Annotated in this window: 28 protein-coding genes; 2 read left to right on the top strand and 26 right to left on the bottom strand. The window is 35.6% G+C overall.

Features of this window, described 5'->3' with window-relative positions; all coding sequences use genetic code 11:
- Positions 1-52: 52 nt before the first annotated feature.
- The 9 genes from ACEPXD_RS07225 to ACEPXD_RS07185 all read right to left on the bottom strand — a co-directional run bounded on the left by ACEPXD_RS07225 (position 53) and on the right by ACEPXD_RS07185 (position 9,321).
- Positions 53-1,828 (bottom strand): ATP-binding protein, encoded by a 1,776-nt coding sequence (locus ACEPXD_RS07225; RefSeq protein WP_391121655.1) that lies wholly within the window; start codon positions 1,826-1,828, stop codon positions 53-55.
- Positions 1,821-2,537 carry a response regulator transcription factor gene (locus ACEPXD_RS07220; protein WP_391121652.1) on the bottom strand — a complete coding sequence of 239 codons (717 nt, stop codon included), beginning with the start codon at positions 2,535-2,537 and terminating at the stop codon, positions 1,821-1,823. The genes ACEPXD_RS07225 and ACEPXD_RS07220 overlap by 8 nt, the downstream gene beginning before the upstream one ends.
- 103 nt (positions 2,538-2,640) lie before the next feature.
- Positions 2,641-3,825 carry a c-type cytochrome biogenesis protein CcsB gene (gene ccsB / locus ACEPXD_RS07215; protein WP_391121649.1) on the bottom strand — a complete coding sequence of 395 codons (1,185 nt, stop codon included), beginning with the start codon at positions 3,823-3,825 and terminating at the stop codon, positions 2,641-2,643.
- A gap of 4 nt (positions 3,826-3,829) precedes the next feature.
- On the bottom strand, positions 3,830-5,479 hold the full coding sequence (locus ACEPXD_RS07210; RefSeq protein ID WP_391121646.1) for a cytochrome c biogenesis protein ResB: 1,650 nt from the start codon (positions 5,477-5,479) through the stop codon (positions 3,830-3,832).
- 14 nt (positions 5,480-5,493) lie between these two features.
- Complete coding sequence (resA, locus tag ACEPXD_RS07205; RefSeq protein WP_391121643.1) at positions 5,494-6,030, bottom strand: thiol-disulfide oxidoreductase ResA; 537 nt, start codon at positions 6,028-6,030, stop codon at positions 5,494-5,496.
- Between the two features lie 99 nt (positions 6,031-6,129).
- Positions 6,130-6,864: a pseudouridine synthase gene (locus ACEPXD_RS07200; RefSeq protein ID WP_391121640.1), complete on the bottom strand. Its 735-nt coding sequence runs from the start codon at positions 6,862-6,864 to the stop codon at positions 6,130-6,132.
- A gap of 102 nt (positions 6,865-6,966) precedes the next feature.
- Complete coding sequence (locus ACEPXD_RS07195) at positions 6,967-7,929, bottom strand: D-alanyl-D-alanine carboxypeptidase family protein (RefSeq protein WP_391121637.1); 963 nt, start codon at positions 7,927-7,929, stop codon at positions 6,967-6,969.
- 47 nt (positions 7,930-7,976) lie between these two features.
- On the bottom strand, positions 7,977-8,540 hold the full coding sequence (gene scpB, locus ACEPXD_RS07190) for an SMC-Scp complex subunit ScpB (protein WP_391123078.1): 564 nt from the start codon (positions 8,538-8,540) through the stop codon (positions 7,977-7,979).
- A 1-nt stretch (position 8,541) separates the two neighbouring features.
- Positions 8,542-9,321 (bottom strand): segregation/condensation protein A, encoded by a 780-nt coding sequence (locus tag ACEPXD_RS07185; protein WP_391121634.1) that lies wholly within the window; start codon positions 9,319-9,321, stop codon positions 8,542-8,544.
- 45 nt (positions 9,322-9,366) lie between these two features.
- On the opposite strand from ACEPXD_RS07185, the gene ACEPXD_RS07180 reads away from it, so the two are divergent.
- Positions 9,367-9,882, top strand: a complete 516-nt coding sequence (locus tag ACEPXD_RS07180) for a DUF309 domain-containing protein (protein ID WP_391121631.1) — start codon at positions 9,367-9,369, stop codon at positions 9,880-9,882.
- Between the two features lie 2 nt (positions 9,883-9,884).
- Here the strand turns inward: ACEPXD_RS07180 and ACEPXD_RS07175 are convergent, their stop codons facing one another.
- The 13 genes from ACEPXD_RS07175 to ACEPXD_RS07115 form a co-directional block, all read right to left on the bottom strand.
- Positions 9,885-10,244, bottom strand: a complete 360-nt coding sequence (locus tag ACEPXD_RS07175) for a GNAT family N-acetyltransferase (RefSeq protein ID WP_391121628.1) — start codon at positions 10,242-10,244, stop codon at positions 9,885-9,887.
- A gap of 172 nt (positions 10,245-10,416) precedes the next feature.
- Positions 10,417-11,733 (bottom strand): diaminopimelate decarboxylase, encoded by a 1,317-nt coding sequence (lysA, locus tag ACEPXD_RS07170; RefSeq protein WP_391121625.1) that lies wholly within the window; start codon positions 11,731-11,733, stop codon positions 10,417-10,419.
- Positions 11,734-11,802: 69 nt separating this feature from the next.
- On the bottom strand, positions 11,803-13,221 hold the full coding sequence (locus tag ACEPXD_RS07165; RefSeq protein WP_391123075.1) for a spore germination protein: 1,419 nt from the start codon (positions 13,219-13,221) through the stop codon (positions 11,803-11,805).
- 26 nt (positions 13,222-13,247) lie between these two features.
- Positions 13,248-14,033, bottom strand: coding sequence for a SigF/SigG family RNA polymerase sporulation sigma factor (locus ACEPXD_RS07160; protein ID WP_391121622.1), 786 nt, complete (start codon positions 14,031-14,033; stop codon positions 13,248-13,250).
- Positions 14,033-14,479: an anti-sigma F factor gene (spoIIAB, locus tag ACEPXD_RS07155; protein ID WP_391121619.1), complete on the bottom strand. Its 447-nt coding sequence runs from the start codon at positions 14,477-14,479 to the stop codon at positions 14,033-14,035. Before spoIIAB ends, ACEPXD_RS07160 begins: the two co-directional genes overlap by 1 nt.
- Positions 14,469-14,942: an anti-sigma factor antagonist gene (locus ACEPXD_RS07150; protein WP_391121616.1), complete on the bottom strand. Its 474-nt coding sequence runs from the start codon at positions 14,940-14,942 to the stop codon at positions 14,469-14,471. The genes spoIIAB and ACEPXD_RS07150 overlap by 11 nt, the downstream gene beginning before the upstream one ends.
- 1,380 nt (positions 14,943-16,322) lie before the next feature.
- On the bottom strand, positions 16,323-17,279 hold the full coding sequence (locus ACEPXD_RS07145) for an NAD(P)-dependent alcohol dehydrogenase (protein WP_391121613.1): 957 nt from the start codon (positions 17,277-17,279) through the stop codon (positions 16,323-16,325).
- Between the two features lie 569 nt (positions 17,280-17,848).
- A complete protein-coding gene (locus ACEPXD_RS07140) occupies positions 17,849-19,138 on the bottom strand; it encodes a thymidine phosphorylase (protein WP_391121610.1) in 1,290 nt (429 codons plus the stop codon).
- Between the two features lie 28 nt (positions 19,139-19,166).
- A complete protein-coding gene (deoB, locus tag ACEPXD_RS07135; RefSeq protein ID WP_391121607.1) occupies positions 19,167-20,345 on the bottom strand; it encodes a phosphopentomutase in 1,179 nt (392 codons plus the stop codon).
- A gap of 73 nt (positions 20,346-20,418) precedes the next feature.
- The gene (xerD, locus tag ACEPXD_RS07130; RefSeq protein WP_391121604.1) at positions 20,419-21,321 is read right to left on the bottom strand and encodes a site-specific tyrosine recombinase XerD; all 903 of its coding nucleotides are present in this window, start codon (positions 21,319-21,321) and stop codon (positions 20,419-20,421) included.
- 52 nt (positions 21,322-21,373) lie between these two features.
- Entirely contained in the window at positions 21,374-21,817 is a 444-nt protein-coding gene (locus ACEPXD_RS07125) for a Fur family transcriptional regulator (RefSeq protein WP_391121601.1), read from the bottom strand.
- 86 nt (positions 21,818-21,903) lie between these two features.
- Complete coding sequence (locus tag ACEPXD_RS07120; protein WP_391121598.1) at positions 21,904-22,371, bottom strand: hypothetical protein; 468 nt, start codon at positions 22,369-22,371, stop codon at positions 21,904-21,906.
- 49 nt (positions 22,372-22,420) lie between these two features.
- On the bottom strand, positions 22,421-22,969 hold the full coding sequence (locus ACEPXD_RS07115; RefSeq protein ID WP_391121595.1) for an NUDIX hydrolase: 549 nt from the start codon (positions 22,967-22,969) through the stop codon (positions 22,421-22,423).
- A gap of 69 nt (positions 22,970-23,038) precedes the next feature.
- On the opposite strand from ACEPXD_RS07115, the gene ACEPXD_RS07110 reads away from it, so the two are divergent.
- Positions 23,039-23,941, top strand: coding sequence for an aldo/keto reductase (locus ACEPXD_RS07110; protein ID WP_391121592.1), 903 nt, complete (start codon positions 23,039-23,041; stop codon positions 23,939-23,941).
- Between the two features lie 253 nt (positions 23,942-24,194).
- Here ACEPXD_RS07110 and ACEPXD_RS07105 read toward each other — a convergent pair whose 3' ends face one another.
- The 4 genes from ACEPXD_RS07105 to ACEPXD_RS07090 are packed head-to-tail and all read right to left on the bottom strand — an operon-like array spanning position 24,195 to position 26,255.
- Positions 24,195-24,689, bottom strand: a complete 495-nt coding sequence (locus ACEPXD_RS07105; RefSeq protein ID WP_391121590.1) for a hypothetical protein — start codon at positions 24,687-24,689, stop codon at positions 24,195-24,197.
- A 38-nt stretch (positions 24,690-24,727) separates the two neighbouring features.
- Positions 24,728-25,012 carry a TIGR04104 family putative zinc finger protein gene (locus tag ACEPXD_RS07100; protein ID WP_391121587.1) on the bottom strand — a complete coding sequence of 95 codons (285 nt, stop codon included), beginning with the start codon at positions 25,010-25,012 and terminating at the stop codon, positions 24,728-24,730.
- A gap of 20 nt (positions 25,013-25,032) precedes the next feature.
- On the bottom strand, positions 25,033-25,713 hold the full coding sequence (locus ACEPXD_RS07095; RefSeq protein WP_391121584.1) for an HAD family hydrolase: 681 nt from the start codon (positions 25,711-25,713) through the stop codon (positions 25,033-25,035).
- Positions 25,710-26,255 (bottom strand): GNAT family N-acetyltransferase, encoded by a 546-nt coding sequence (locus ACEPXD_RS07090; RefSeq protein ID WP_391121581.1) that lies wholly within the window; start codon positions 26,253-26,255, stop codon positions 25,710-25,712. Before ACEPXD_RS07090 ends, ACEPXD_RS07095 begins: the two co-directional genes overlap by 4 nt.
- Between the last annotated feature and the right edge of the window lie 25 nt (positions 26,256-26,280).

Raw genomic sequence — 26,280 nt, 5'->3', positions numbered from 1 at the left:
TTTTCTCTAGCATAAAGATAGACGCAGAAAAAAATATGCATGAAACGTTCAATTACAAAATCGGCAATTGGACAATGAATTTTGTCCCAACTCCTAGTTCACTTTCTACTGACAAGTTGCCCGCATGACGTTCTACAATATTTTTCGCGATAGCTAGGCCAAGACCTGTTCCACTTTTCCCTCTTGTTCTTGCTTTGTCTGCTTTGTAAAAACGTTCAAATACGTAAGGAAGATCTTCACTTGGAATACCATAACCAGTATCCTCTACTTCGATAGTCAATTGATGATTCAGTCGGTTTAATCTCACCGTTACTGAGCCTTGTTCTTCTGTATGACGTAGCGCATTATCTATTAAGTTTGTAAGCACTTGTTCCATTCGGTCTTCATCTAATTCTAAGAATAGTGGATCTTTAAGATTTTGCTCAAGCACTAATCGGACATTATTTTCTTTTGCTATTTGATCAAACTTTTGGGTAATTCGTTCAATCGTTGGTATTATGGAGACTTCCTCTGTGAAAATACTTAAATACCCCGATTCTAAACGAGCTAAGTCTAAAAGCTCTGTCACTAATCTTCCCATTCGCTTCGACTCATCATAGATAATACGAATCATTTCTTTTCGATCTTCTTCTGTCGTGACCACATCATCAATGATTGCTTCGCTGTATCCTTGAAGCATAGATATTGGTGTTCTAAGTTCATGCGATACATTTGCGATAAAGTCTGAACGCATTTTGTCTAGACGGTGCTGTTCTGTCATATCTCTAAGCACAACCACTGCTCCGCGTACTGCTTCTTTACTATAAAGTAAACTAATGGACACCGAGAAGTAGGAACCTTTAATATCCAATTCTTCTTCTAACTCCTCTTCTAAATTGAATACATGGTCTAGTAAATGGTATAACTCAGCTGGTAGATGAGAATAATCCGTTGTTTCGTTATTTATATTCCATTTTTGAAATAGTATATCGGCTTGAGGATTACTAACAAGAACAAGAAAATCCTTATTAAATGTTATAACTGCATCTGTCATAGCTGTTAAGATATTCGACAACTGCTCTTTTTCTTGGTTAATTACCTCAACATGATTTTTTAACTGTTTTCCCATTCGGTTGAATGCAGATCCAAGTTCACCTATTTCGTCTCTTTGTAGCTGTGGTACTTTCGTTTCAAAGTTTCCTTTAGCTAATTCTAATGCTGCTTCACGCATCGTACGTAATGGAGAAGTAATTCTGGAAGTTAAAAAGAACGAAAACATTGTCGTTAATAGTAATGCGATAAAACCAGATAAAAAAACAATTCTCGTCGTATGATTAGATGTTTTATTTACTACTTCTAAGCTCTGATAAATAAAGACAGCCCCATGTATTTCCTTATCAGATTCAAAAGGAGAAGCTAAAATAATATAAGATTCCATTTGGTCTTCTTTTGTCATAGAGGGCATCAACATTTTTTTTATGATTGTTTTATTGGAAATATATACTTTTACGAGGTCAGAATCACTTAATATTTTATCCTTTATGACATCTTTGTTTAACCCATCATGAATCGATAAAAAAACAGATTCCGAATTTCTGACAATTAAAGCGTTTGTCTCTGCGCCCAGTATATCTTGTATGATTTGAAGCGAGTCTTCTACTTTATCGTGTTGCTCTACTATTTTACCAATGGTAGCAGCTTCTTGTCTTAATGTTTCTTCTGCTTGCTGCGTATGGAAGTTCTCCAGAAATTCAAGCATTAATACGGTTACGATAAACAACACAAATAAGACGAGAAGCAATATGGTTCCCCATAGCTTCCCGACAACACTATTCCAAATTCTATTCATTGACAATCTCAAATTTGTAACCTACACCCCAAACAGTTACAATCATTTTCGCAGACTTTTCAGAAACCCTATTTAGCTTTTCACGCAAACGTTTTACATGTGTATCAACTGTACGTAAATCTCCGAAAAAATCATAATGCCAAACTTCTTTTAGTAATTGTTCCCGATCAAATACTTTATCTGGTGCCTTTGCTAAGAAATAGAGTAACTCATATTCTTTCGGCGTTAAACTAACTTCCACCCCATCTGCTGTCACACGGTGGGCATCGTGATCAATAGTTAGATGAGGGAATACAACGATATCTTTTGAAGCGGAAGTTCCTTGCATTGGCGACAACACGGCGGATCTTCTAAGAATAGCTTTAGTACGCAAAACTACTTCTCTAGGGCTAAAAGGCTTTACTATATAGTCATCTACCCCTAATTCAAAACCTTCTACTCTGTCTGCTTCCTCTCCTTTTGCAGTTAGCATAATGACAGGAGTTTGTTTATGTTCACGTAATTCTGTTATTACTTCGATTCCGTCTTTTTCTGGCATCATAATATCTAATAATATGCAATTATAGTCATTTTCTAATGCAAGTTGTAGAGCAATTTCTCCATTTTCCGCTTCTTCAACTTCATATCCTTCTCTTTCTAAATACATTTTCAACAAGCGACGAATACGTTCTTCGTCATCGACCACTAAAAGTTTAATCATTTCTGACATATTATCATACCTCTCTATCAACTTCTATTTATATTGTACAATTTGTGTTCCTAAATTGAAAGAAAAGCTCCTACCTCATTATGAAGAGATAAGAGCAAAAAATTTAAGCATAAGAATGTAAACCAGCAATAATTAGATTAACTGCAACTAAGTTAAACATAATAATAATAAACCCAATTAAAGCTAACCAAGCAGATTTCTCACCTTGCCAACCTCTAGTAAGGCGAAGATGTAAAAATACTGCATAAAAAAGCCATGTAATAAGCGCCCAAACTTCTTTAGGATCCCAACCCCAGAATCTAGACCATGCTTCATGCGCCCAAATCATCGCAAAAATAAGTGCACCTAGTGTGAACACTGGGAATCCGATAAGCACCGAACGATAACCTATTTCATCCATGAATTGAGAGTTTGCTTTTTTCGCAAATGGTTGTAGGACTGCAGCAATTCGTTTGCGTAAAATTAAACGCAATAATACATATAGCACCGTTCCAAAAAGTACGGACCAAGTAACGATTGTCAGTTTCTTAGCATTTACAAGTGGCGGCATTTCCACTAAAGGTGCCATTGCATTTTCAGTGATTGCTTCTGATTTGTTCATGCCGAAAATAGGCGGCATATCATATTCCATCTTAGCAACATTTCCTTCTTTATCTACGTAATTATATTCAGCTTTATAATTTGCTAAAGAGAAAGAAGTAGTCGCAACAACAAATCCTAGAACTAACACAATAACATACATAACTGCCTCTATCCAAAAACGTTGCTTAGACTTTTTAGTTAAGTCAATATTTTTTAATAACCAGATAAAACCAGCAACAGCACTGATTGCTAATATAGACTCACCAAGTGCAGCAGTAATTACATGCACAGTTAACCAATAACTTTTTAGAGCTGGTATTAATGGGTTAATATCTTTTGGGAACATACTAGCATAAGAAATGATTAATACCGCGATAGGTAATGCAAAAAGACCAAGCGCAGGTGTTCTGTATAGAAAATAAAGTAAGATAAATGCACCTACGACCATCATACCAAAGGCAGTTGTAAACTCAAATAGATTACTTACCGGAGCATGTCCAGCAGCAATCCATCTAGTAATAAAGTAACCAACATTAGCAATAAAGCCAAGTATAGTCACACTTATTGCTAATTTACCCCAACGTTCAAAAGACTTAGAAGCTTCTGAGTTCGAACCCTTTACTGCACCTCCAAATAAAAAGGTTGCTACTAAATAAGCGATAAACGCAATAAACAATAAGTTACTACTAAGTGATACCAAATTCATCAAATTATACCCCTTCCTCTTTTTCTGCTTTAGAATCTAGATCTAGTTGATCTTCGAATGGTGGAAGCACCGCTACTTCTGAAACTGCATCTAAATCTTTCATAATGCTTAGCCAGTTTTTGTTCGTATGAGCAGCAATAACAACTTGTCCATTTTCTAATAGTTGCAACCAAATACGACGATGGTTCCAGTACGACCCTTGAGCTACTCCAATCATGAAGATTAGTCCTCCAAGCCCAAGAATAGGAAGTGTTAAATCTTTTCGTATAGTTAAACCAGAGACATCTCTTGTTTCAACACTTTGGAAAGCAATTTTATGTTTTGTTTCACCTAATGGTTCAAGCGTTTCTTTTATCATAACAAAGCTTGTTTCACCTTTTGGAAATTCTGGACTATACATCTTCACTAAAAATGCTGGATTATTTGGAAGTGGAGATTTTGATTGTGGAACTCCATCTTCGAATCCTGTAAAATCAGCGTAATAATCTAATATCTCAACTTTATAACCATTTTTAAAATCATACTCAGATTGAGGATTAGCTAGATCAATTGTGAATTCTCCGAAGGATTCTTTCGATGCTTTATCTTGTAATTGGAAACTCATGGATTTTAACTCATCCAAACGGAAATCCATTTGAAACACTGAAAAGTTATTAAATTTTAGTGGTTTATTTACTTGTATAGATGCATCTTTAACAAATGTTAAATCCTCTGATTTTCCCGCTACTGCATCTTCTGAACCTTTGAATAAAGTAACATCTGTTTGGTAATTTTTAGCGATAGCGCCAACCCGGTCAATTGCTTCACCAAATACCTCTGAAGATTCTTCTTTTGAATATGTCTCGTAAGTAAACTGTTTACTTTCCAAGAAATAACCATCTGTTTTAGGTATGTGAAGCGTTTCCCCTTCTCTTAGCCACATCGTTTCATCGACATAAAATCCCGGAATAGCCCGCAGCATAACTCCAAGCAAAAAGAGGATCAGACCAAGATGATTGATATAGGGGCCCCATCGTGAAAAACGTCCCTTTTCCGCTAGGATGGCATTTCCTTCGCGTTTCACTTTAAAATGCATTGTTTTTAACTTAGCTTCCGCTTTGTCGATTGAATCGTTAGGTGCCTCTACTTCACCAATTCCATAAATGCGTTGACGACTTAAAAAACTAATATGTCGTTTTGTTTTTTGTTTCTTTAAAGATTTGTAGAGTGGAATTACACGATCTAGACTTGCAATAACTAATGAAATACCAAGCATGCCGACTAGTGTTTGGAACCACCAGGAGCTATATAAATCGGATAACCCCAAGTCATAGTATAGTTTACCAAAAGTGCCATATACTCTTTCATAATATGCCGCAATATCGGCTTCTCTAGTCGCTGGAACATAAAAAACTTGCGGAAGTATCGTACCAATTGCAGCGGCAACTAAAATGCAAGTTATTATCCACATACCAACCTTTACGCTCGAAAAGAAATTCCATATTTTATCAATAATTGTTTTGTTATATGTTTGAGAACGTCTAGCAGAACCTTCATAACGCATATCTACAAGTTTTTTTTCGCTTACATCTTTGTTTAAAGGACGACCACAACTTTCACATAATTCTGTACCATTTGGATTTACGTTCCCACATGTACAAACTATTTTGTCCATTTTTACGAACTCCTTTAGGAAGGTTTAACCTGACCCATAAAATTAGCAATATCTTTCTCAGTCATTTGACCTTTTATAATTTTTACAATCCGACCGTCTGGATTGATTAAAAAAGTAGTAGGCAACGGGTCAATATTATATAATTCCATGACACTTTTATTTCGATCGATTGCAATAGGGAATGATAATCCATAACGTTTTGCAAAACTATTTACTTTCAAATCTGATTCACCAATATTGATAGCTAATGTTTGAACTCCATGATCCTTATAAATGTTGTATTGATTGTCCATAGCAGGCATTTCTGTTGCACATGGTTTACACCAAGTTCCCCAAAAATTCAAGAATACCCCTTTACCTTTATAATCTGAAAGTCTATGCTCATTTCCTTGCATATCAACCAAAACGAAATCTGGTGCTTTGTCGCCTACTTTAAGTACTGCATTTTTTTCTTTATTTAAGTTTGAATATACAGTAAATATAATTGCTAATGTAAGCACTACCAAAATAACGGATCTTATGTATAACCGTTTCTTTTTCGATTGAGCCATTTCTTTTCCTCCAATTCAAAGCATAACCGTTATTTATTATACCAAAATAAATAACGGTTAAAATTGAGACTTTTGAATGCTTTGTGAACATACTTGGTTTTAGTTCCCTATTTTACCTGTTTCGGCAAGAACTCGTAACTGTTTTACTTCATGAGTAGACAGTTCTCTCCACTCTCCAGCATTAAGACTATGCAATGTTAAAAAGCCAAATCGTTCCCGTTTTAGTTTTTGCACTGGGAATCCAATTGCATCAAACATGCGTCGAACTTGTCTATTTTTACCTTCATGAATCGTAATTTCAATGATTGCTTTATCTGTTTTACGTTCGGAAGATAATAATTTCACTCGTGCTGGGGCCGTTTTACCATCTTCTAAAACAACTCCACGTTCTAATGGGCGTAATTGTTCTTTAAGCGGAATCCCTTTTACTCTTGCAACATAGGTTTTATCGACTTTAAATTTAGGATGCGTCAATGCATATGAAAAATCGCCATCATTTGTAAGTAATAACACACCGGATGTTTCATAATCTAATCTACCTACTGGATAGAGACGTTCTGTCACATGTGGTAGCAGATCAGTTACAGTCTTTCTACCTTTATCATCTGTTACCGCCGAAATAACACCTCTTGGTTTATACAGCAAATAGTATACTTTTTGTTCTTTTTCTAACTTAACTCCTTCTACTTCCACTGTATCCGTATCCGTCACTTTTATACCAAGTTCGGTCACTACTTTACCATTCACTTTTACTTTACCTTGCAAGATCATTTCTTCTGACTTTCTTCTTGATGCTACACCTGCGTGAGCAAGTACTTTTTGTAATCTCTCCAAATCGTTCACCTCGTCCATTCTTTCCACTAACATGAGTGAATTATGTCATACTTTCATCCAAATTAAAAGAAGACAGTCTTTTTGTAAAACTGTCTTCTAAAATTATTTTTTAATTTTCGTTACATTAAATCGCAAAGCAAGATCATTATTTATATAAACGTTCCACATATAAGGTGTATCAATATCTTTTTTCCTAGGAATATGTAATACATTCTGCAATTGTTTTTTCTCCTCTTTATTCACCAATAAAAAGCGATCCTGCTTAACCTCAATTACCTCGTTATTCAACAATTTATATTTGCCTTTTTCTACAACTTTCACAACCTCATAGTTAGCGAAAATTTTATCCGCTAAAGAAGTATGCATTTTCCAATCATTTGAATTATTTAAAGTAACGACAATAATTTCTTTCGACCCATCTTTGAAATACGTTACGAGTGTTCTACCAGCTCTTTTGGTGAACCCTGTTTTACCAGCCACAGCATCATCCTCATAATGCAAAAGCTTATGCTTATTTCTCCATTGGACATTTCGTTCCTTTGGCTTAAAAGTTTTAGCGGATGCAATTTTATAAAAGTTTTCGTTTTGAAGCGCCAATCGAAGCATAGTAGCCATATCAAAAGCAGATGCATAATGATCATCATTGTGAAGTCCAGAAGGATTAGTGAAATGAGCATGCTCCATTCCTGCAATTTGAATTTTTTCGTTCATCATTTGGACAAATCCTTCGATTGAACCACCTGTATGTTCCGCAAGTGCATAAGCAGCATCATTTCCTGATTGCAAAAGAAGTCCGTGAAGCAGAGAATTCACAGTCCAAACCTCCCCTGCTTGCAAATATAAAGAGGATCCTTCTTGGGATGAGGCTTGTGCTGAAATAGTTATTTCTTCATCCAAATCGCAAGAATTCAACACGGTTAAAGCTGTCCAGACCTTCGTTAAACTAGCGATCGGAAGTTCAGCATTAGCATTATTTCCTTCTAGTAATCTTCCGGAATTAACATCAATTACAACATAAGACGATGAAGCCTCGACACCATTCGTTTGCCAAAATAGGAAAAGCAACAAAAAAATAAGTGTTTTATTGACTATAATATATACTCCTCTTTAAGTTATTCCTCTTTTACTAATGCTTCTTGAAACTTTGTCATAAATAAATCCGCGTCTTCCATTTCATCCACCGAAACTTCTTCTGGCAATGGCGGAAGTGCTTTAATATCTTTGAGTCCAAAATACTGAAGAAACTCGGTTGTTGTACCATACAAAATCGCTCTTCCCGTTCCTTCTGCACGACCAACCTCTTGTACAAGACCTTTCGCCGATAACGTATAAATTGGTCTTTCTGACTTCACGCCTCGGATATCTTCTATCTCAACCCTTGTAATTGGTTGTTTATAAGCAATAATTGCCAATACTTCTAATGACGCTTGAGAGAGTGACTGGGAAGTAGGATTTTCTACTAACTTTTGAATTGTTTGCACATTGGCTAATTTGGTCACAAATTGATAGGTCCCAGCCAGCTGTTTGATGACAATTCCTCGTTCTGCGCTCGACTCATATTCTTGCATCATTTTATCTAACGTTTGTGTGACCACTTCTTCTGTTGTTTCTGTCAAAAATGCTAATTGCTTTTTTGTTAACCCATCATCACCACTAACAAATAGCAAGCTCTCCATTTTACTCCATAAGTTTATCTTCGAATTCACTTTCCATATCTTCCTTTCGCAATAGAACAAATAATTCTTCAAAATTACTTTTTTGTTCTATTTGAACAATTTGACGCTTCATTAGTTCGAGTAAGGATAAAAATGTGATAACAATTGTCATATTATCTCTTGACGGAAATAAGTCATAAAAAGATAATTTACCTCCATTTTGTTTTAAAGTCGATAGTACATTTTTCATTTGATCTCTTATCGAAACTTCTTGTGTACTAATTCTAGTTTGAAGTGGCGCATTTAATTGCTTCCTACGGAGCATTTTCTGAAAAGCACCTAACATATCATACACATTAACTTCTAGTTCAAACAAAGCAACTGGCTGATTATCTTGAAAACCACTCAAGTCTGCAGGAGGTCTTGTGTAAAATAGATTACGAGATTCCTCCATTTCATGTAAGCTACTAGCAGCTTCTTTATACTTTTTATATTCAATTAACTTTAATACTAACTCATCCCTAGGATCATCAAAGGAAATATCAAAATCGCCTTCCATTTCCTCATCTTGATGAATTGGAAGAAGCATTTTACTTTTAATGGACAATAAAGTTGCTGCCATCACTAAGTATTCACTAGCTTCATTTAACTCAAGCACTCTCATAGCGTGTATATGCTCCATATACTGTGAAGTGATTTCCGCCATTTTAATATCATATATATCTATTTCCAAACGATTTATTAAATGCAATAATAAATCAAGAGGTCCTTCAAACGCCTCGGTCTTTACTTCATACGACATAAAACTCCACCTATTATCGATTTTTAACATCATTATAGAGGAAAGGTGATTATTTTGCATCCTACATTCCATCCTAATTTTGTACAATTTCTAAAAGAATTTAATGAAACCACCGACTATTTTGAATGCCACGAAGTATTAGAAGATTATTGGAAAGAGGTTGCTCCAAGACAAAAAGATCATCCCTTAGCGGCTTTAATACTGATGTCCACTAGTATGTATCATTGGCGAAGAGGAAATATTACAGGCGCAATTAAAACAATGAGTACCAGTAACAAACGATTAATCCAAACATGTGATTCCACTTTTTTTGAAACAATTGACTATGAACAAATCCTGCAAGCTACAACTCTCTCGCTTGAGCTCATGCAAAAAGCGAGTGCATTTCAACCCTTTTCCATTCAGATTAAAGATTCCAAATTACTAACTTTAGTGAACAAAAGAAAAATCGAAAATAGAGAAGCGTTAGATTATCTTATTCATAAGCATATGCTAAGAGATCGTTCAGAAATACTTGAAGAACGAGAAAAAAGCAAAAAAAGAAGAGATGACAGATGTTAACGTCATTCCTCTTCATTTTCCATTTGACATTTTTCAAAAAAAGATTTTGTTTCATCTGATGGTTGAATAGATGTTGTATGTAGAATAGATGGCAAATTTTGAATCATTTCTCTCCCAATACCTTCTCCTCGATGAGAGGGATTAACCGATATATGCTGAATGATTCCATTTGAATCTTGCATTCGAACGCCAACTATCCCTACTAAATCCTCTTCCCTTTTCCATAGGAACAAGTGCCAATTCGGATCAGTTTCATATTGATGAATTGTTTCTAATAACTTCTTTACGTCTTTTTCTTGAGGCATGAAAGAAAGAAGCCCCATAGAAATTTTCTCAAATGCTTTTTTATACCTTAGTAACATATGTTAGACCCTCTTTTAATTTCTTAAAGAAACTTTTTCTATCTTACACGACAGTTATTCAAATTACAAATTTCCATTCGGAGCAAAAAAGAGCCAATACACTACTCCCCAACCAATTCCAACTAATAGCAACATAAGAAAGAGAATAATATTTTGTTTTTTCATCCATTCATCACTCCTTTTTCATTGTTAAAGGAAGATCTAGATGGACGATATCTTCTAACGTTTCACGTCTTACTGCTAGTTGGTGCTTTGCATGCTCCACGAAAACGACTGCAGGTCTTGTCAACCGATTGTAATTACTTGCCATAGCATATCCATATGCACCCGTACAGAACATAGCTAAAACATCCCCAGCCACTGCTTTTGGTAATGAAATATGTTCAATTAGTTTATCCCCTGATTCACAACACTTGCCAGCTATCGTATACTCTTTTTCAATTTTATAGTCGATTTTGTTCGCAATAACTGCATCGTATAATGCACCATATAATGCAGGTCGAATATTATCTGACATACCCCCATCTACTGCAAGGTAATTCCGAACGTTTGGAACTTCTTTTTCTGCTCCAATTGTGTATAAAGATGTACCGGCATCCCCTACGAGAGAACGACCCGGTTCAATCCAGATTTCTGGCATCGCAAAATCAGTGTTTGAAACTAACTTTTTCACGACTATTACCATTTCTTTCACGTATACAGAAGGCTCTAAAGGGGTATCTTCATCTGTATATTTAATCCCGAATCCTCCACCTAAATTTAGTACAGTACATTGAAAATTATATTCATTATACCATGCAATCATTTTTTTTATGAGTTTTTCTGCAGCTACTTTAAAACCAACTGTTTCGAAAATTTGTGATCCAATATGACAATGCAAACCTAGTAATTGGATATGTTCATCTAGATAAACTTCTTGAAATGCTCGGTCCGCTTGTCCATTTAGTAAATCAAAGCCAAATTTTGAATCTTGTTGACCAGTTGTAATATAATCATGCGTATGCGCCTCTACCCCTGGAGTAACTCTCAATAAAATATTCACTTTTTGGTTACGTTCAGTAGTTAATTCTTTTAGTAATTCAATTTCATAAAAGTTATCTACCACGACACAACCTATGTTATGTTCGAGTGCAAGCAATAATTCCGATTTACTTTTATTATTCCCGTGAAAATGAATACGTTCTACAGGGTATCCTGCCTTTAGTGCAGTATATAATTCTCCTGCTGACACTACGTCAAGGGATAAATTTTCTTGATCCATCACTTGATACATCGCTACACTTGAAAAGGCTTTACTAGCATATGCAACCTGGGCTTGTACATTTTGTTCTTTAAACGTATTAATAAATGAACGTGCACGTTCTCTAATAAGCGACAGATCATATACAAATAGTGGTGTTCCGTATGTTTTGGCTAATTCTATACTATCTATTCCACCTAATAATAAGTGACCTTTTTCATTTACAGCATGCTTTGATATCATCACCATGTACCCCGCCTCTTCTCCTCTTTATCTATATGAACTTTACCACAGTAAAAGAGGAAATTGCAATGTTATTCAAGACCTTTTTCGAACAGGCGCTCGTGTAATATATGGTCTTTTTGCATTAGTCGGCATTGGAAATCTGATCAGAATACGTAGAAAGGCTTTCGGAAAGAAAGGGAGTGCTGGCCATAAATAAGGGACATTTAAAGGTCTTACGGAACATACATACCAAAGTAAACATACATTTGCTACAAAAAAACCATTTACTCCTAACAATGCTGTACTAAGTAAAAGAAGCGTTCTAAAAATTTTCGTACTAATACTTAACTCATAGGATGGTATAGCAAAAGTAAATATCGCTGTAATCGCTGTATACAAAATCACTTCTGGAATGAATAAACCCACATCAACGGCCATTTGCCCTATTACTAACGCTGCAATAATACCCATAGCAGTCGACAAAGGTGTCGGTGTGTGAATCGCCGCTAACCTCAAAAATTCAATTCCAACATCTGCAAATAATATCTGTACTAACAACGGAATTTCACCTACATCTTTTGGACCTAAAAAATCCAATGACTTCGGAAGATATTCAGAATGTTTTGCAAGTAAATACCAAAATGGTAGTAGGAAAAGACTTAGTAATACACCTGTAAAACGTATCCATCTAACGATTGTACCAATTATCGGTGCTTGTCTATACTCCTCCGCATGTTGAAGATGGTGAAATAATGTTGTTGGCACAATGATTACAGATGGTGATGTATCAACAATTATTACGATATGTCCTTCCAATAAATGTGCTGCTGCAATATCTGGTCTTTCTGTAAATCGAACAAACGGAAGCGGATGAAACCCTTGCTTAAATATCCATTCTTCCAATGCTTTATCCGTCATTGTGAACCCATCATGTTGAATTTGGTTCATCCTATCTCGAATTTGGGCTAAATTATCTTCGTTAGCTATCCCTTTAATAAAAGAAATCGCAATGTCCGTTTGGCCAATCGTAGATACTTGATGCAACTCGAAACGTAAGTCCGTATCTCGAATTCTTCTTCTGATAAGAGCTGTATTTTGGACAATGTTTTCCGTAAAACCATCCCTTGACCCTCTCACTACCTTCTCGTTATCCGGTTCTTCTGGCTGTCTGCCTGGATAAGTTCGAACATCAATCGTATAGACAGACCCATTCTTCAATATAAATGTTACTTGACCACTGAGAAGTGCTACTAGCCATTTTTCTTTTGAATCATATTGAGTAATGGAGTGATATGGAAAATAGTGTTCCATTACTCTATTTTCATCTAAATCTGTTTCCCATTTATTTTCTTGCACATTTGCCAATAACTCCGTTAGAACTGCACCATCAACTAATCCATTTATATAGATAAGTAACACTGGAAAATCAAATAAATGTGTATGCAAATTACCAACATCATAAGATTCATTGACACCAAACTTTTCTTTCAAAAACTCTTCTGCTTCTGACATACTGGAAAATAATGAATTCGTATCAATCACCCGTCTTTTACTTTTTGATTACTAGCAAAACCAGCAGGTACTAACCACATTTTTAACTGGGTTAATATCTTCTTCTCGAGTCTAGATACTTGAACTTGAGATATACCTAGTCGTTCTGCAATATCGCTTTGTGTACAGTCTAGGTAATATCGCAAATAAATAATCATTTGTTCTCTTTTTTCTAATTTTTCAACCAGCTCTCTTAGAGGGATATGATCGAACGACTTTTCCGAACGTTCATCTTTCATTTGATCCATTAACGTTAAAGCATCGCCGCTTTCATTTTCATACAGTTGTTCTTGCAATGATGCCGGGTCCCTTAAGGCATCTGTTGCCATAACGATTTCTTCTCTTGTAACTTCTAAAATACTTGCTAGTTCTAAAATGGTCGGCTGTCGTTCATGTGTCTTTAAAAAATCATCCGTTGCATGACGAATTTTAAAGTTAAGCTCTCTAATCGAACGACTAATTTTCACCATACCATCATCTCTTAAAAAACGCTGAATTTCGCCTATAATCATTGGAACTGCATAAGTAGAAAACTTTACTTCATAACTAAGATCAAATTTGTCCACGGATTTCATGAGTCCAATGCAACCAATTTGAAACAAATCCTCCAAGTCAGCCCCTCTAGATGCAAATCGTTGCACAATCGACCAAACAAGCCTCGTATTACCTTCAATCATTTGCTGTCTAGCTAGTTTATCCCCTTCTTGTGATAATGCAATTAGCTCTCTCATTTTTTCTTGTGTAAGTAAAATAGACGGCTTATTATTCATCATTAGACGATCCTACAAGATTCTTGAATTGGTACAAATTTCTTCGTAATAGTTACAGTAGTCCCCCTATTAGGAATGGAATAAATGTCCACATCATCGCTAAAACTTTCCATAATCGTGAACCCCATTCCTGACCGTTCTTCCTCTGGCTTCGTCGTAAATAAGGGTTCTCGTGCTTGGTTAACATCTTGAATTCCTCGCCCATAATCAACGATAGAAACAATTATTTCTCTATCGCTTCTTTGTGCATGAATATCAATTTTCCCGACACCATCTTCTTCGTATCCATGTACTATCGCATTTGTTACTGCTTCTGAAATAACAGTCTTAAATTCCGATAACTCTTCAATTGTCGGATCAATTGCGGCAATAAAGCTAGACATTACCATTCTAGCTAACGCTTCATTCTCACTTCTAGCAATAAAAGATAATGTAATCTCATTGTCCATAAACAATGCCCCCTAAATTTGACATAATTTCAATTTCTGATTCGTTATAAATATATGGGCTTAACCCCGCAAACTGAAAAATTTTCTTCATTGTAGGAGATGGATTGACGATAATTGTCTGACCATCTTTAGGCGCCAATTCCCGCATTCTTCCAAGAATAAGACCAATACCCGAACTGTCCATAAAATGTAAATCTTTTAAATTCCAAACTAATACTTTAATAGAACCATTTTTGATCATAGGTACTATTTCATTTCGTATATCATGCGTACCATGATGATCTAATTCACCTTTTAATCGAATAATAATAATCTCTTCACCGACTTTTTCTACTTCGTGATACATATAATCGCCTCCTCTTGTATAGCGCAATTCAACATCAATAGCTAAAATTCCTTGTGCTTGACAAAAGTAGAAAAAATCATTGTTTTTTAGTCGATTTTCGACATAGAATTTATTCATTTATAGTATGGGAACATTAACATTTTTTTAATCAAAAAATAGGCATCTCGTAAAAGTTTTTATAAACCTTTACATGATGCCTATTTATTTAATAATTAGTCTTTCTTTTTGTTTTCAGAAGCTTACCGCGGGCGAAGAATCGAACGGACACTTCTCCAAATAAGAAAAAAATTCACCTTCATTTCTGCCGAGCGCTACAACTGTATCCGATATCAATTTGAAACTAATAGATAAGAAAAACGCAAACGTCCTTTAAGTGCATCTTGTCTTCTCTATTTCAGAGTGCTTTGGACGAAACATTCGCTACACTATTACCGCAGGAATTTTTGTGGATGGAGAAGTGACTGCGTCACTTCTCCATCCACTTTTTTTCGATAATCTTGTGGCGGATGTTTGTCCGTCGCTTTCTTGAAATTTGTAGAGACAAGGTGCGTAAGGCTTGGTTAATGAGAGATTAGATGCTTTCCTATTCTTTTAAAAGCGGACGAAGATGCAATTTCGTCCGCTCAGCGCTTCTTTATCAATGAATACTACCTATTTTTTTCAGGCCCACCAATTCTAATCATCTACCCGCTGATTCATGTATACTGTGTACGATAAAAGTAAAAACATATAGGAAATCCTGCTTAAGGAAGACACCATTAAAATCACTTCAAGTCTTTGTGAATACTGGATTTCTAGTATATCAATTTCATATACTTTCTTATTAGGAACTACTCACTTAATGGATTGTAGTGAAAGGTGGCGACTCCAGACGGAGGCCAACAGGATGTTGGTCACGAAGGCGTTGCCACACGATGTGGCGCTCTTAGCCTTCGTTCCTCGGAGACAGGTGTGCCATCGCAAACGACGCGAATGCGGCGGTGATTGCTCATCGCTCACCCCGCGGAACGCGTCCACCTGAAACGGAAATCCGCGGTATTCTTTAATTCTTTAAAGTACAATGAACACTGGTTTCGCAGGTTGATAATCCATATACTTTCTTATCTTTTAAGAAAAACGCAAACGTCCTTTTAGTGCATCTTGTTTTCACTATTTCCCGAGTGCTTTAGTCGAAACATCAGCTACACTATTACCGTTAGTTTTATGGATCGTGAGAGATAAGATGCTGTCCTACTCTTTTAAAAGCGGACGAAGATGCAATTTCGTCCGCTCAGCACTTCTTTATCTATGAATGCTATCAATTTTTATATAGGTCCACCAGTTCTAATCATATTCACACAGAATCAGTTTAACTTTTTATAGGAAAAGGAAAAACAATAAAGATTAACCTAGAATTGATTGGAGCGGAAGGTGGCGACTTAGCAAGCAAGTCAAGACCCTGCACTGAGCACAGCGAAATTAATAGCGTGAATCCTTTAAGGTTCAACGCATGTTTAATTAAGATATGATTTGAAGGACTACCTTCCCTTTTGTACGTCCGCTTTCTACATGCCTATGGGCCTCTACGATTTGATCCAAAGGATAACACTTCTCTATAACTGGTTTTACTTTCTCTTCCTCTATAAGCCCACGCAAGAATTCTAGATCCATGTTATTAGGCTTCGATAGATGCAGTTTAGCTTTCTTTCGACCGAGCAAGGAACCTACCAATAACTGAACTGGGTGATACATAGGATAGAGGGGGTTTTCTGTTATATAAACACCATTCTCGGTTAGTGAACTTAAACAACCAAAAAAGGTCCGTTTACTTACAGCATCCAGTATGATATCGTACTTTTGTCCGTTTTTCGTGAAGTCTTCTTTCGTATAATCGAGCACGTAATGTGCGCCGAGATCTTTCACCCACTGCAGATTCGAGGTGCTACAAACTGCGGTTACCTCAGCCCCGTAGTAATTGGCAAGCTGAATTGCAAAGTGCCCGACTCCCCCCGAAGCTCCGTAGATCAAAACCTTTTGCCCCGATTTTATCTTTGCTACGTCCCGCAATGCCTGAAGAGCTGTTTGAGCAGCACATGGCACGGCTGCAGCCTGTTCGAAGGTTATGTTTTTCGGCATATGACTCAGTCCACTCTGTGGAGGGCAGACATATTCTGCGTGGGATCCGAAGCAGCTTCCGTAGACATAGTCGCCAACTTTAAATCTTTGTACATTTTTACCGACAGCTTCAACAGTACCCGAAACGTCAATCCCCAATATTGATGATTTTGGTTTTTTAAGACCATTATCTAATCTGGTAGGCAAATAACCCTTCCGATATAAGCAGTCAAATTGATTGACCGAAGCGTTATGCACTCTAATCAGTACCCGATCGTCATTCGTTATAGATGGTAGTTCAACTTCATTTATCCTAAGGACCTCCGGGGATCCATACGAACTGTAAACAGCTGCTCTCATCTCACTAACCTCCAAGGTTCTTTGACAATTCGTTATTCGTCATTCTTTTAATATAATTCGCTTAAATAGCCATAAATCCCTTTACTCAGTTTAGTTAATTTAGTCATAGTATTTTGGACAATAATCAGTTCCCTTTATCTATATTCTTATTAACCTTTTTCTTAGAACAAATTTGGTGTGCATTAACTTAATTCTTAGATCGCATAAAACCTTTTATTATTTATTGTTCAACCATCCATGCAGCACAAAATCAGTGCTGCACCGCAGGAGAAGATAATTTTGCGACGAGCTTGCGCAGGAGCAGATTTCTTTTGCGACGAGCTTACGCAGGAGCAGATTTTTATTAGAAAATTTATTGGAGTTACACTTTTATGTACCATCAAAAAAATACCAGAGGGGCGCTAGCACAGCTAGCGCCCCTCTGGCATTTAGAAATCTCTGTTAAAGTGTTGCTTAGCATTCAATTCCAGAGTTCTCCGAAATCGTTCAAATACAAAGTATCTAGTATTTTAACACAATTTCCGGCAGAATTTACTGGTTACTCTAGGCTAATGGACACTTATATTCTTTTACATTATTTTTAAGATAGAATTTTTCTTTAAAGGTTCAACATCTGTGAACGTGTAGGCATCTTCTATTAATTGAATCGATTCAGCAATTTCATCTTTATTTGAATACAAAACAGCTAAAGTATCACCTTTTTTAACTTGTTGCCCTGTTAGTGCTACTAATTTAACTCCAGCATCGAAATCAAGAATATCTGCTTTTGTTAATCTTCCCGCTCCAATTAATAAAGAAGCCTTCCCAATCATTTCAGCATCAATTAACTGAATGTAACCATCATTTAAGGATTTTACTTCAATTTGATGCTTCGTATTTTTAGCAATAATATCAGTTGAATCCCCACCTTGAGCAGTAATAAATTCTTTGAATTTAACTAATGCTGCACCATTTGAAAGTGTTTCTAATACTTTTTGTTCTGCTTCTTCTTCATTTACTCCAGTTGCTAACTGATACATTTTAGAGGAAATAGCTATTGTAACATCAAGTAAACCTTGTTCACTTTCCTTATAGTTGCTTAGAAAGTCATGCGCTTCTGCAACTTCTAGTTTATTTCCAATATTATGACCTAACGGTTGATTCATATCAGTAATAACTACTGCTACTTTTCTGCCCAGACTTTCACCAATACTAATCATAGTGGAAGCCAATTCAGACGCATGTTCTAAATCTTTCATAAATGCACCTTTACCACATTTAACATCTAAAACAATACCATCTGCTCCACTAGCAATCTTCTTACTCATAATTGATGATGCGATTAAAGGAATCGAATCCACTGTACCAGTTACATCTCTTAAAGCGTATAATTTCTTGTCTGCTGGTGTTAAGTTTCCTGATTGCCCTACTATAGCTATTTTATGTTCGTTCACTTGCTTGATAAATTGATCGGATGATAATTCAACATGGAAACCATTTATTGATTCTAGCTTGTCTACTGTACCACCAGTAATGCCTAGTCCTCTTCCACTCATTTTAGCTACTGGAATATTTAAAGATGCTAAAATTGGTGCAACTAGTAAGCTAATTTTGTCCCCAATTCCTCCGGTACTATGTTTATCAACCTTAAAACCTTCGATAGAAGATAAATCAATTACGTCACCTGAATCAACCATTGCTTTTGTTAACCAAGATGTTTCCTTATCATTCATCCCATTTATTAAGATTGCCATGAGCATGGAACTCATTTGATAGTCTGGAATTTCATCATTTGTATACTTCTTGATCAAATATTGTATTTCATCCTCTGTTAGTGGATTGTTTCTTTTTTTCTTATCAATTAGCTCAAGTGTGTTCATGATAACTACCCCTCTCCCAACATATCTATTATTTAAGTAAAGATAAAAAACTTTCACCGAATGCTGTTTTAGCTACACCAAAATTCTCGGCAATAGTTGCACCTATATCTGCAAATGTCATACGTAGCGGTAATTCTTTTATTTCTTTTAATCTTGGAGAATAGACGGTTAACGGAACAAATTCTCGCGTATGATCCGTACCTGGCATAGTTGGATCGTTTCCATGGTCTGCCGTAATAATTAGTAAATCTTCTTCTGTTAACTTCGGTAAAACTTCTTTTAAACGAGCATCAAACTCTTCCAATGCATTACCGTATCCAATTGGGTCACGACGATGTCCGAAAGATGCATCGAAGTCTACTAAGTTTAAAAAGCTTATTCCAGTAAAGTCTTTGTCTAATGTTGTGATGAATTTATCCATTCCGTCCATATTGTCTTTCGTACGTTCGGTAGAAGTAATTCCTTCTGCGTTAAATATGTCATAAATTTTACCTATTGCTAAAACATCTAATCCAGCATCCATTAATTCGTTCATTGCAGTTCGCCCAAATGGCTTTAGCGCATAGTCATGTCTATTGGAAGTGCGAACAAAATTCCCTGGCTCTCCGATAAATGGACGGGCAATAATACGACCAACTAAAAATTCTGGAGAAAGTGTAAGCTCTCTTGCAACTTCACAAATATGATATAGTTCTTCAAGTGGAATTATTTCTTCATGTGCAGCAATTTGCAATACAGGGTCAGCAGATGTATAAACGATAATTGCGCCTGTTTTCATATGTTCTTCGCCAAGTTCATCTAAAATTGCAGTTCCACTTGCCGGTTTATTTCCAATTACTTTTCGACCTATTTTCTCTTCTAATGTAGAAATTAACTCTTCAGGAAAACCTTCAGGATAGACTTTAAATGGTTTATCTATGTTCAAACCCATCATTTCCCAATGCCCGGTCATCGTGTCCTTCCCTACAGAAGCTTCCTGCATTTTTCCAAAATACGCTGTTGGATTTTCCACCTGTTCTATCCCTTTAATAGCATCTATATTTCCAAGCCCAAGTTTTTGCATTTCAGGCATGTTCAGACCATTCATTTTCTCAGCGATATGACCTAATGTATGGGAACCTACGTCCCCAAAATTGGCCGCATCTGGTGCTTCTCCGATTCCTACAGAGTCCATAACGATAACGTGAATACGTTTAAATTTGTTCATCTTTATTCCCTCCTACTATTTTCTTCTAGTTTACCAAATTTTTTTATAATGTACACGTCAGACCTCTGACAAATTACGCTCTTGGATGGAATTGTTTATAAACTTCTTTTAATCTCGTTTTACTGACATGCGTATATATTTGGGTCGTAGAAATATCCGCATGTCCTAGCATCTCTTGCACTGCACGCAAATCCGCTCCATTTTCTATTAAATGCGTAGCGAATGAATGGCGCAATATATGCGGTGTAATCTCTTTTTGTATTCCTGAATTTACCGTGTGCTTATTTAATAATTTCCAAATTCCTTGTCTTGTCAAACGCTTTCCTCTTTGATTGACGAAAATTGCATCTGTGCATTCGGTTGATTTTAGCAATTTTGGTCTTGCTTCTTCTATATAGGTCGTGCAAGCACGAATAGCCGCACCTCCTAGAGGTATAATACGTTCTTTGCCACCTTTACCAAATACACGGACAAATCCCATCGTTAGATGTAAATCTTCTAAATCCAAGTTTAAACACTCACTAATACGCATACCACTTGCATACATGATCTCAAACATTGCTAAATCACGCACACCTTGCGGCTTAGAAGTATCTATACTATTTAACAAACCGTTTAACTCTTCCACTGAAAGAAAACTAGGTAATTTTTGTTCCATTTGTGGTATTTCTAGATGGATGGTAGGATCCTGATTAGTCACTTTTTCGCGCAATAGAAACTGGTGAAAAGAACGAATAGATGAAATATGCCTTGCAATCGATCTCGGACTTTTTCCTTCCGTTTTTAATTTTCTAATATGGTTAATAATATGCTGACGTTCTACATTATCTAAACTATGTAATTGTTGGATGTTAAAAATATGCCGTAAATAATCGGTTAAATCTTTTTTATAGGAAATTAGCGTGTTTTCTGCTAATTGTCGCTCAATACGCAAAAAATGCAAATAATCTTCTAAATAAAGCAATCCATTTTCCAATTTTATCTACCTCCTATAAAAAAAAGGATAGCTATTTGCTATCCTTTTTTGTTTATTTATCTTCTTGGCAACGATAACAAATTCCGTGAAAGGTTAATCGATGGTCTTTAATGATAAAGTTCCATTTCCTTTCCACAATTGCTTCTACGTCTTCTAACAAATCTTCTTGTATTTCATCCACAGCTCCGCATTCTATACAAACAAGATGATGATGGAAATGAGCTGCTCCTTCTTGTCTCAAATCATAGCGTGATACACCATCTCCAAATTGAATTTTATCCACCACATTCAATTCATTTAATAATTCTAGTGTACGATAAACTGTAGCAAGTCCTATGTCAGGTGATATCTCTCTAACTAGTAAAAATACATCTTCTGCACTTAAATGATCTTCTTCATTTTCAAGCAAAACTCGGACTGTCGCTTCACGCTGTGGCGTCAGTTTATAGCTCGCACCAGATAATTGTTTTTTAATTCGATCAATACGGCTTTCCATGTGACGCCTCCTTAAACTTCTTCCATTATACCAAATAGTGAATTATTATGACAAGGAATTCACTTAATAATAATTATTAATAAATATTAATTACTATATAATATAAATGGTATTAAGAAATATTCTATTATGATGATAATAGAATAAAAGGATAACGTAAACAAATTAATCCGATTTGCTAATGCAAGAAGAAGAACACAATAAACTAGTTGAAACGGAAACCACCAAAACACATACGGAAATGTGGAAGTCTGTGTTTGCAGCAAATAACTGGAGCAAAACCCGTAGAACGTAATTTTAAATGCGCAAATCACCAGAATAAGTTTTCGTAAAAGAGGGTGTTGATAAAATAAAAAAAATACAACAGCAATCATCAAGTGAGGAAAAATTGTTTCTAGAAAAGTAGGTTGCTCTAATAATAGAACACGTGCGTCCAAGAGATGAATAATCCATTGCTGCTGCTCTGCTGTGCTTTTTTCAAAAAGAATTAAGCCCCCGATAAAACTAAAAACTAGTACGCATAATGAAATGAAAATAGTATAAGTTTGGTTCAAATTGGAACACCTCCTATCTATTTTCATCATATGCTTGTACAAAGTTACTTCATGCTTCTTTTAAATAATCTTTTAACCAAAGAAAAGCAAAAGCTGTTTTGGCATCATATATTTGTTTATTCTCTATTAAAGATTCCATTTCTTGGATTGATACATATATTAAATCTACAAACTCATCCTCATCTAGGTCTGCTTTTTCTGTCATTTTCTCAATGTTTTCTGCAAAATAGAGATGAATAATTTCATCTGCAAACCCTGGAGATGTGGCAAAAGATTGAACATATTGTAGGTTACTAGATGTATATCCTGTCTCTTCTTCTAATTCTCTTCGTGCAGTCGCTTCTGGCGGCTCTCCAGGCTCTATTTTACCAGCAGGAATTTCTATAATGGATTGTTCTAATGCTTTCCGATATTGTTCCACTAAGATAATCTTCTTGTCTTTTGTAATAGCCATTACAGCAACCGCTCCTGGATGTTTCACAATCTCCCTATTGCTAGTTTTGCCGTTCGGAAGCAAGACTTCATCTACTTGTAAAGTGATCACCCGCCCCTTGTATTTAAAATCAGATGAAATAGTTTTTTCCTCGAATTTTTTCATATTGTATCTTCCTTTCATTTGTAACTAACTATTACACATTGTAACATGTAGAAAAGGACGTGATAAAAATTGAGAAAAAGACAATTAGGTAAAAGTGAACTATCTGTATCTGAAATTGGGTTAGGGTGTATGTCACTGCCAACTGATCAACTTAAAGCCAACAAAATTATAGAAGTGGCATTTGATAATGGAATTAATTATTTTGATACAGCCGATTTATACAACAATGGGGAAAATGAAAAGATTGTCGGAAATGCATTAAAAGATCACCGGAAAGATATTATTCTCGCTACAAAGGTCGGCAATCGTTTGAATGAATCTGGTGGTGGGTGGGCATGGGATCCTTCAAAAAAATGGATAACCTCTGCTATTCATGAATCTTTAAAGCGTCTCCAGACAAATTATATAGATGTCTATCAATTGCATGGTGGAACAATGGAGGATGATGTCGATGAAATGATTGATACGATGGAATCTTTGAAAAAAGAAGGACTAATTCGAGAATACGGTATTTCTTCTATTCGTCCAACTGTTATTGACCGTTTTTTAATGAAGAGCAACGCAGTATCCGTTATGATGCAATATAGTTTGCTAGATAGAAGACCAGAAGAATGGTTTTCGTTATTAGAGGAAAATGATGCCTCTTTATTAAGCCGTGGAACGCTTGCAAAAGGATTATTAACTGCGGATGGCCTTAACCGTACAAATAAAACGAATGAATATTTGTCTTATTCCAATGCAGAATTAGCTGCTGTTATAAGGCAACTGCAAGCATTGGATACTCCAATGACTTCTGTTGCACTTCAGTATGTATTGCAACAAAAAGTGACGGGGTCTACGGTTATTGGTGCTAGTAGTGTAGAACAGCTTTTAGAATCCATCCAAGCTTATAACAAGCCGTTTTCAGATGATGTTCTACTAAGAGCGAGGGAGATTACAAAGCAAGATGTGTATGGAGAGCATCGGGTTTGAAGATCGAGTAATATCAGCCACTTTACAAAAAAAAGCATATGTATATTATAATATACATATGCGCAAATTCTTTCCTCACTGCTTTAGTAGGACTGGAATAGCTCTTAAAGTACCTTTTCCCCGCTGCATTAGCAGGGCTGAGGTACTTTTTATATCTTCAGAAATTAAATCACTTTATTTAAAAGATCATCAATCGTTATACAATCAGCTTTTTCCGGAATTTATCTGAAATAAAAGTTTTATGATAATAATGCTATTTTTTATTTAGTTTATTCGTAAAGGAAAGTACGTGATTTTTGACTTGTTCCTTTTCTTCCTCTGTCATATTCTCTGATTTAGAGTGACCTTTATAATCATCAGGCAATAATATCGTGGAAGGATTTTGAAGTTCTTCCTTTAAATTATCCCCACGAACTACATTGGTTATATATGAGGTAGTGAAATAAGAATGCGTTATTTCAGACTTAATAAAATTACCTTTCGTATCATAAAAGTCCTCAATCGATTTATCATCTGTTTTTATATAACTTTTTCCTTCCTCCATGTACGTTATCGCATTTACTTTTTTGTAACCAGTCGTTTCAGACAAGCCGGGATACAAGCTCCCTTTATCTACCTCCATGGTTTCTACTATAAAGACCGATATATACTCATATTTCTCAACACTGCTGCATGCAAATAAAAGAAAAATTGGAATTGCAAGTAAACATAATTTCAATGAACTAGAGAGCAACTTTTTCAAATTCACTTACACCTCCAAGTCTATATTCTCAAACAATCTATATATTATGAGTTGTACTTTACTAAAAAAGGGAACAGCGAAGAGACAAGGGCAAAATAAATAACTAAACTGGATACAGTAGCAAAAGTGGATAAATATAATTGTTCCGGTATCAAAAAGAGGAATATCGTCAATGGAAGTACTATTACAATAGATACCATGATTCTGGAAGAAAAAGCAATCTTATGTGAAGTATTGCATTGACTACAAACAATTGGTTGGTAAGCTATCATAAGAGATTTGTAGATTTTACTCCAACTAAATTGTGTATCGCATTTCTTTAAATTCATTTTTTCTCTCCGTTCTATAATTATTTCAAGCTACTTTCATTATTCAATTTCTTTATAATAATCAGTAATTCTCCTAAGTCTTCCACTATGTAATTTGTTTCAAATGTCCCCCATTGGACATCTTTTTTCCAAATTCCTTTCATCCCTACATGCTCGGGTGCTACTACATCATTTTCTGGATGATCTCCAACAAATACGCTTTCATTAGGATTCACATTTAAGCGTTTTAATGCTCGCTCAAATATCTCTGGATTAGGTTTTTTAATTCCTTCAGTTTCGGACACTAAAATAGCTTCAAAATACTTTTCGATGCCTAAAGCAGCTATATTGTCCATTTGAAACTGCCCATATCCATTTGTAATCATTCCTAAAACAAAGTTGTTCCTTCTCAACTCTTCTAATATACCGTGGAGATTAGGAAAAGGAACACAATGATGCTTAAACTCGCTTATATAATCTTTCAGTAAATACTCCCAATCTATTTCGGCAATCCCGAACTCCTCCATTAATTGTTGATACACTTTATCCTTCCAGACATATCCATGATTATCTAACTCAATGAATCTTGTCATATAATTTTCTTTCGAAATATGTCCTAGATAGTTATGTAATCGCTTGTATTGATCATTAATAAACTTCTTTACCGATTCGTCGCGATCTAATAATGTCCCATCTAAATCAAATAATACGGCTCTAATCATTCATTAAACCTCCCCATCATAATAGTGTTGTAGTATTTACCGTCGGCAAGAATTTTGTCGTTTTTTAATATACCTTCCATTTCAAAGCCAAGCCTTTTATATAATTCAATGGCTTTATCGTTTGTTTCTAAAACATTCAAAGTAATTTTTTTAATGCCGATGAAGTCAGCCCAAGCAACAGATTCTTTTAAAAGATTTTTCCCAATACCATAACCCCAAAACTCCTTTAGAACGCATACTCCAAACTCTACTTTATGAGAAAATCTATTTAAATAAATTCCTTCGCATCTGGAGAAGCCGACAATCCGATCATGAACTACTGCAACTAAAAACAAATTTCTTGATTTCTCAGAGTCCGTTTTTATAAGTTGTTCAAATCCTTCTCTATCTATGAACTCCTCCCCTTTTTCTCTATCCAAATTTTCAGTCTCACCATCAATTTGTAATCTTAATTCAGACAAATCTTTTGCATCTTTTTCGATTGCAGATCTCACACTATATTTTATTCCATTAACATAAAATTCTTGTTTGTTAATTATCATGATATACTCCATTCAAACTAAGTTT

The sequence above is a fragment of the Psychrobacillus sp. L3 genome, from assembly GCF_042945595.1.
Taxonomy (GTDB): Bacteria; Bacillota; Bacilli; order Bacillales_A; family Planococcaceae; genus Psychrobacillus.
Note: the sequence above shows the minus strand (reverse complement) of the source record. Positions and strands in the feature narration are given on the sequence as shown.

Bases quoted from the DNA above. Each gene is read 5' to 3' on its own strand.
- ACEPXD_RS07185 (WP_391121634.1), bottom strand. From the start codon at position 9,321: ATGTCGTATGAAGTAAAGACCGAGGCGTTTGAAGGACCTCTTGATTTA.
- ACEPXD_RS07100 (WP_391121587.1), bottom strand. From the start codon at position 25,012: ATGAATTTAAAGAAATGCGATACACAATTTAGTTGGAGTAAAATCTAC.
- ACEPXD_RS07165 (WP_391123075.1), bottom strand. From the start codon at position 13,221: ATGTCAGAAGCAGAAGAGTTTTTGAAAGAAAAGTTTGGTGTCAATGAA.
- spoIIAB (WP_391121619.1), bottom strand. From the start codon at position 14,479: ATGGACAATGAGATTACATTATCTTTTATTGCTAGAAGTGAGAATGAA.
- deoB (WP_391121607.1), bottom strand. From the start codon at position 20,345: ATGAACAAATTTAAACGTATTCACGTTATCGTTATGGACTCTGTAGGA.
- scpB (WP_391123078.1), bottom strand. From the start codon at position 8,540: ATGGAGAGCTTGCTATTTGTTAGTGGTGATGATGGGTTAACAAAAAAG.
- ACEPXD_RS07210 (WP_391121646.1), bottom strand. From the start codon at position 5,479: ATGGACAAAATAGTTTGTACATGTGGGAACGTAAATCCAAATGGTACA.
- ACEPXD_RS07115 (WP_391121595.1), bottom strand. From the start codon at position 22,969: ATGAAAAAATTCGAGGAAAAAACTATTTCATCTGATTTTAAATACAAG.
- ccsB (WP_391121649.1), bottom strand. From the start codon at position 3,825: ATGAATTTGGTATCACTTAGTAGTAACTTATTGTTTATTGCGTTTATC.
- ACEPXD_RS07225 (WP_391121655.1), bottom strand. From the start codon at position 1,828: ATGAATAGAATTTGGAATAGTGTTGTCGGGAAGCTATGGGGAACCATA.
- lysA (WP_391121625.1), bottom strand. From the start codon at position 11,733: ATGGTGATGATATCAAAGCATGCTGTAAATGAAAAAGGTCACTTATTA.
- ACEPXD_RS07140 (WP_391121610.1), bottom strand. From the start codon at position 19,138: ATGAACACACTTGAGCTAATTGATAAGAAAAAAAGAAACAATCCACTA.
- ACEPXD_RS07090 (WP_391121581.1), bottom strand. From the start codon at position 26,255: ATGATAATTAACAAACAAGAATTTTATGTTAATGGAATAAAATATAGT.
- ACEPXD_RS07220 (WP_391121652.1), bottom strand. From the start codon at position 2,537: ATGTCAGAAATGATTAAACTTTTAGTGGTCGATGACGAAGAACGTATT.
- ACEPXD_RS07095 (WP_391121584.1), bottom strand. From the start codon at position 25,713: ATGATTAGAGCCGTATTATTTGATTTAGATGGGACATTATTAGATCGC.
- ACEPXD_RS07175 (WP_391121628.1), bottom strand. From the start codon at position 10,244: ATGTTACTAAGGTATAAAAAAGCATTTGAGAAAATTTCTATGGGGCTT.
- ACEPXD_RS07150 (WP_391121616.1), bottom strand. From the start codon at position 14,942: ATGAATAAATTCTATGTCGAAAATCGACTAAAAAACAATGATTTTTTC.
- resA (WP_391121643.1), bottom strand. From the start codon at position 6,030: ATGGCTCAATCGAAAAAGAAACGGTTATACATAAGATCCGTTATTTTG.
- ACEPXD_RS07145 (WP_391121613.1), bottom strand. From the start codon at position 17,279: ATGAGAGCAGCTGTTTACAGTTCGTATGGATCCCCGGAGGTCCTTAGG.
- ACEPXD_RS07160 (WP_391121622.1), bottom strand. From the start codon at position 14,033: ATGATGAATAATAAGCCGTCTATTTTACTTACACAAGAAAAAATGAGA.
- ACEPXD_RS07125 (WP_391121601.1), bottom strand. From the start codon at position 21,817: ATGGAAAGCCGTATTGATCGAATTAAAAAACAATTATCTGGTGCGAGC.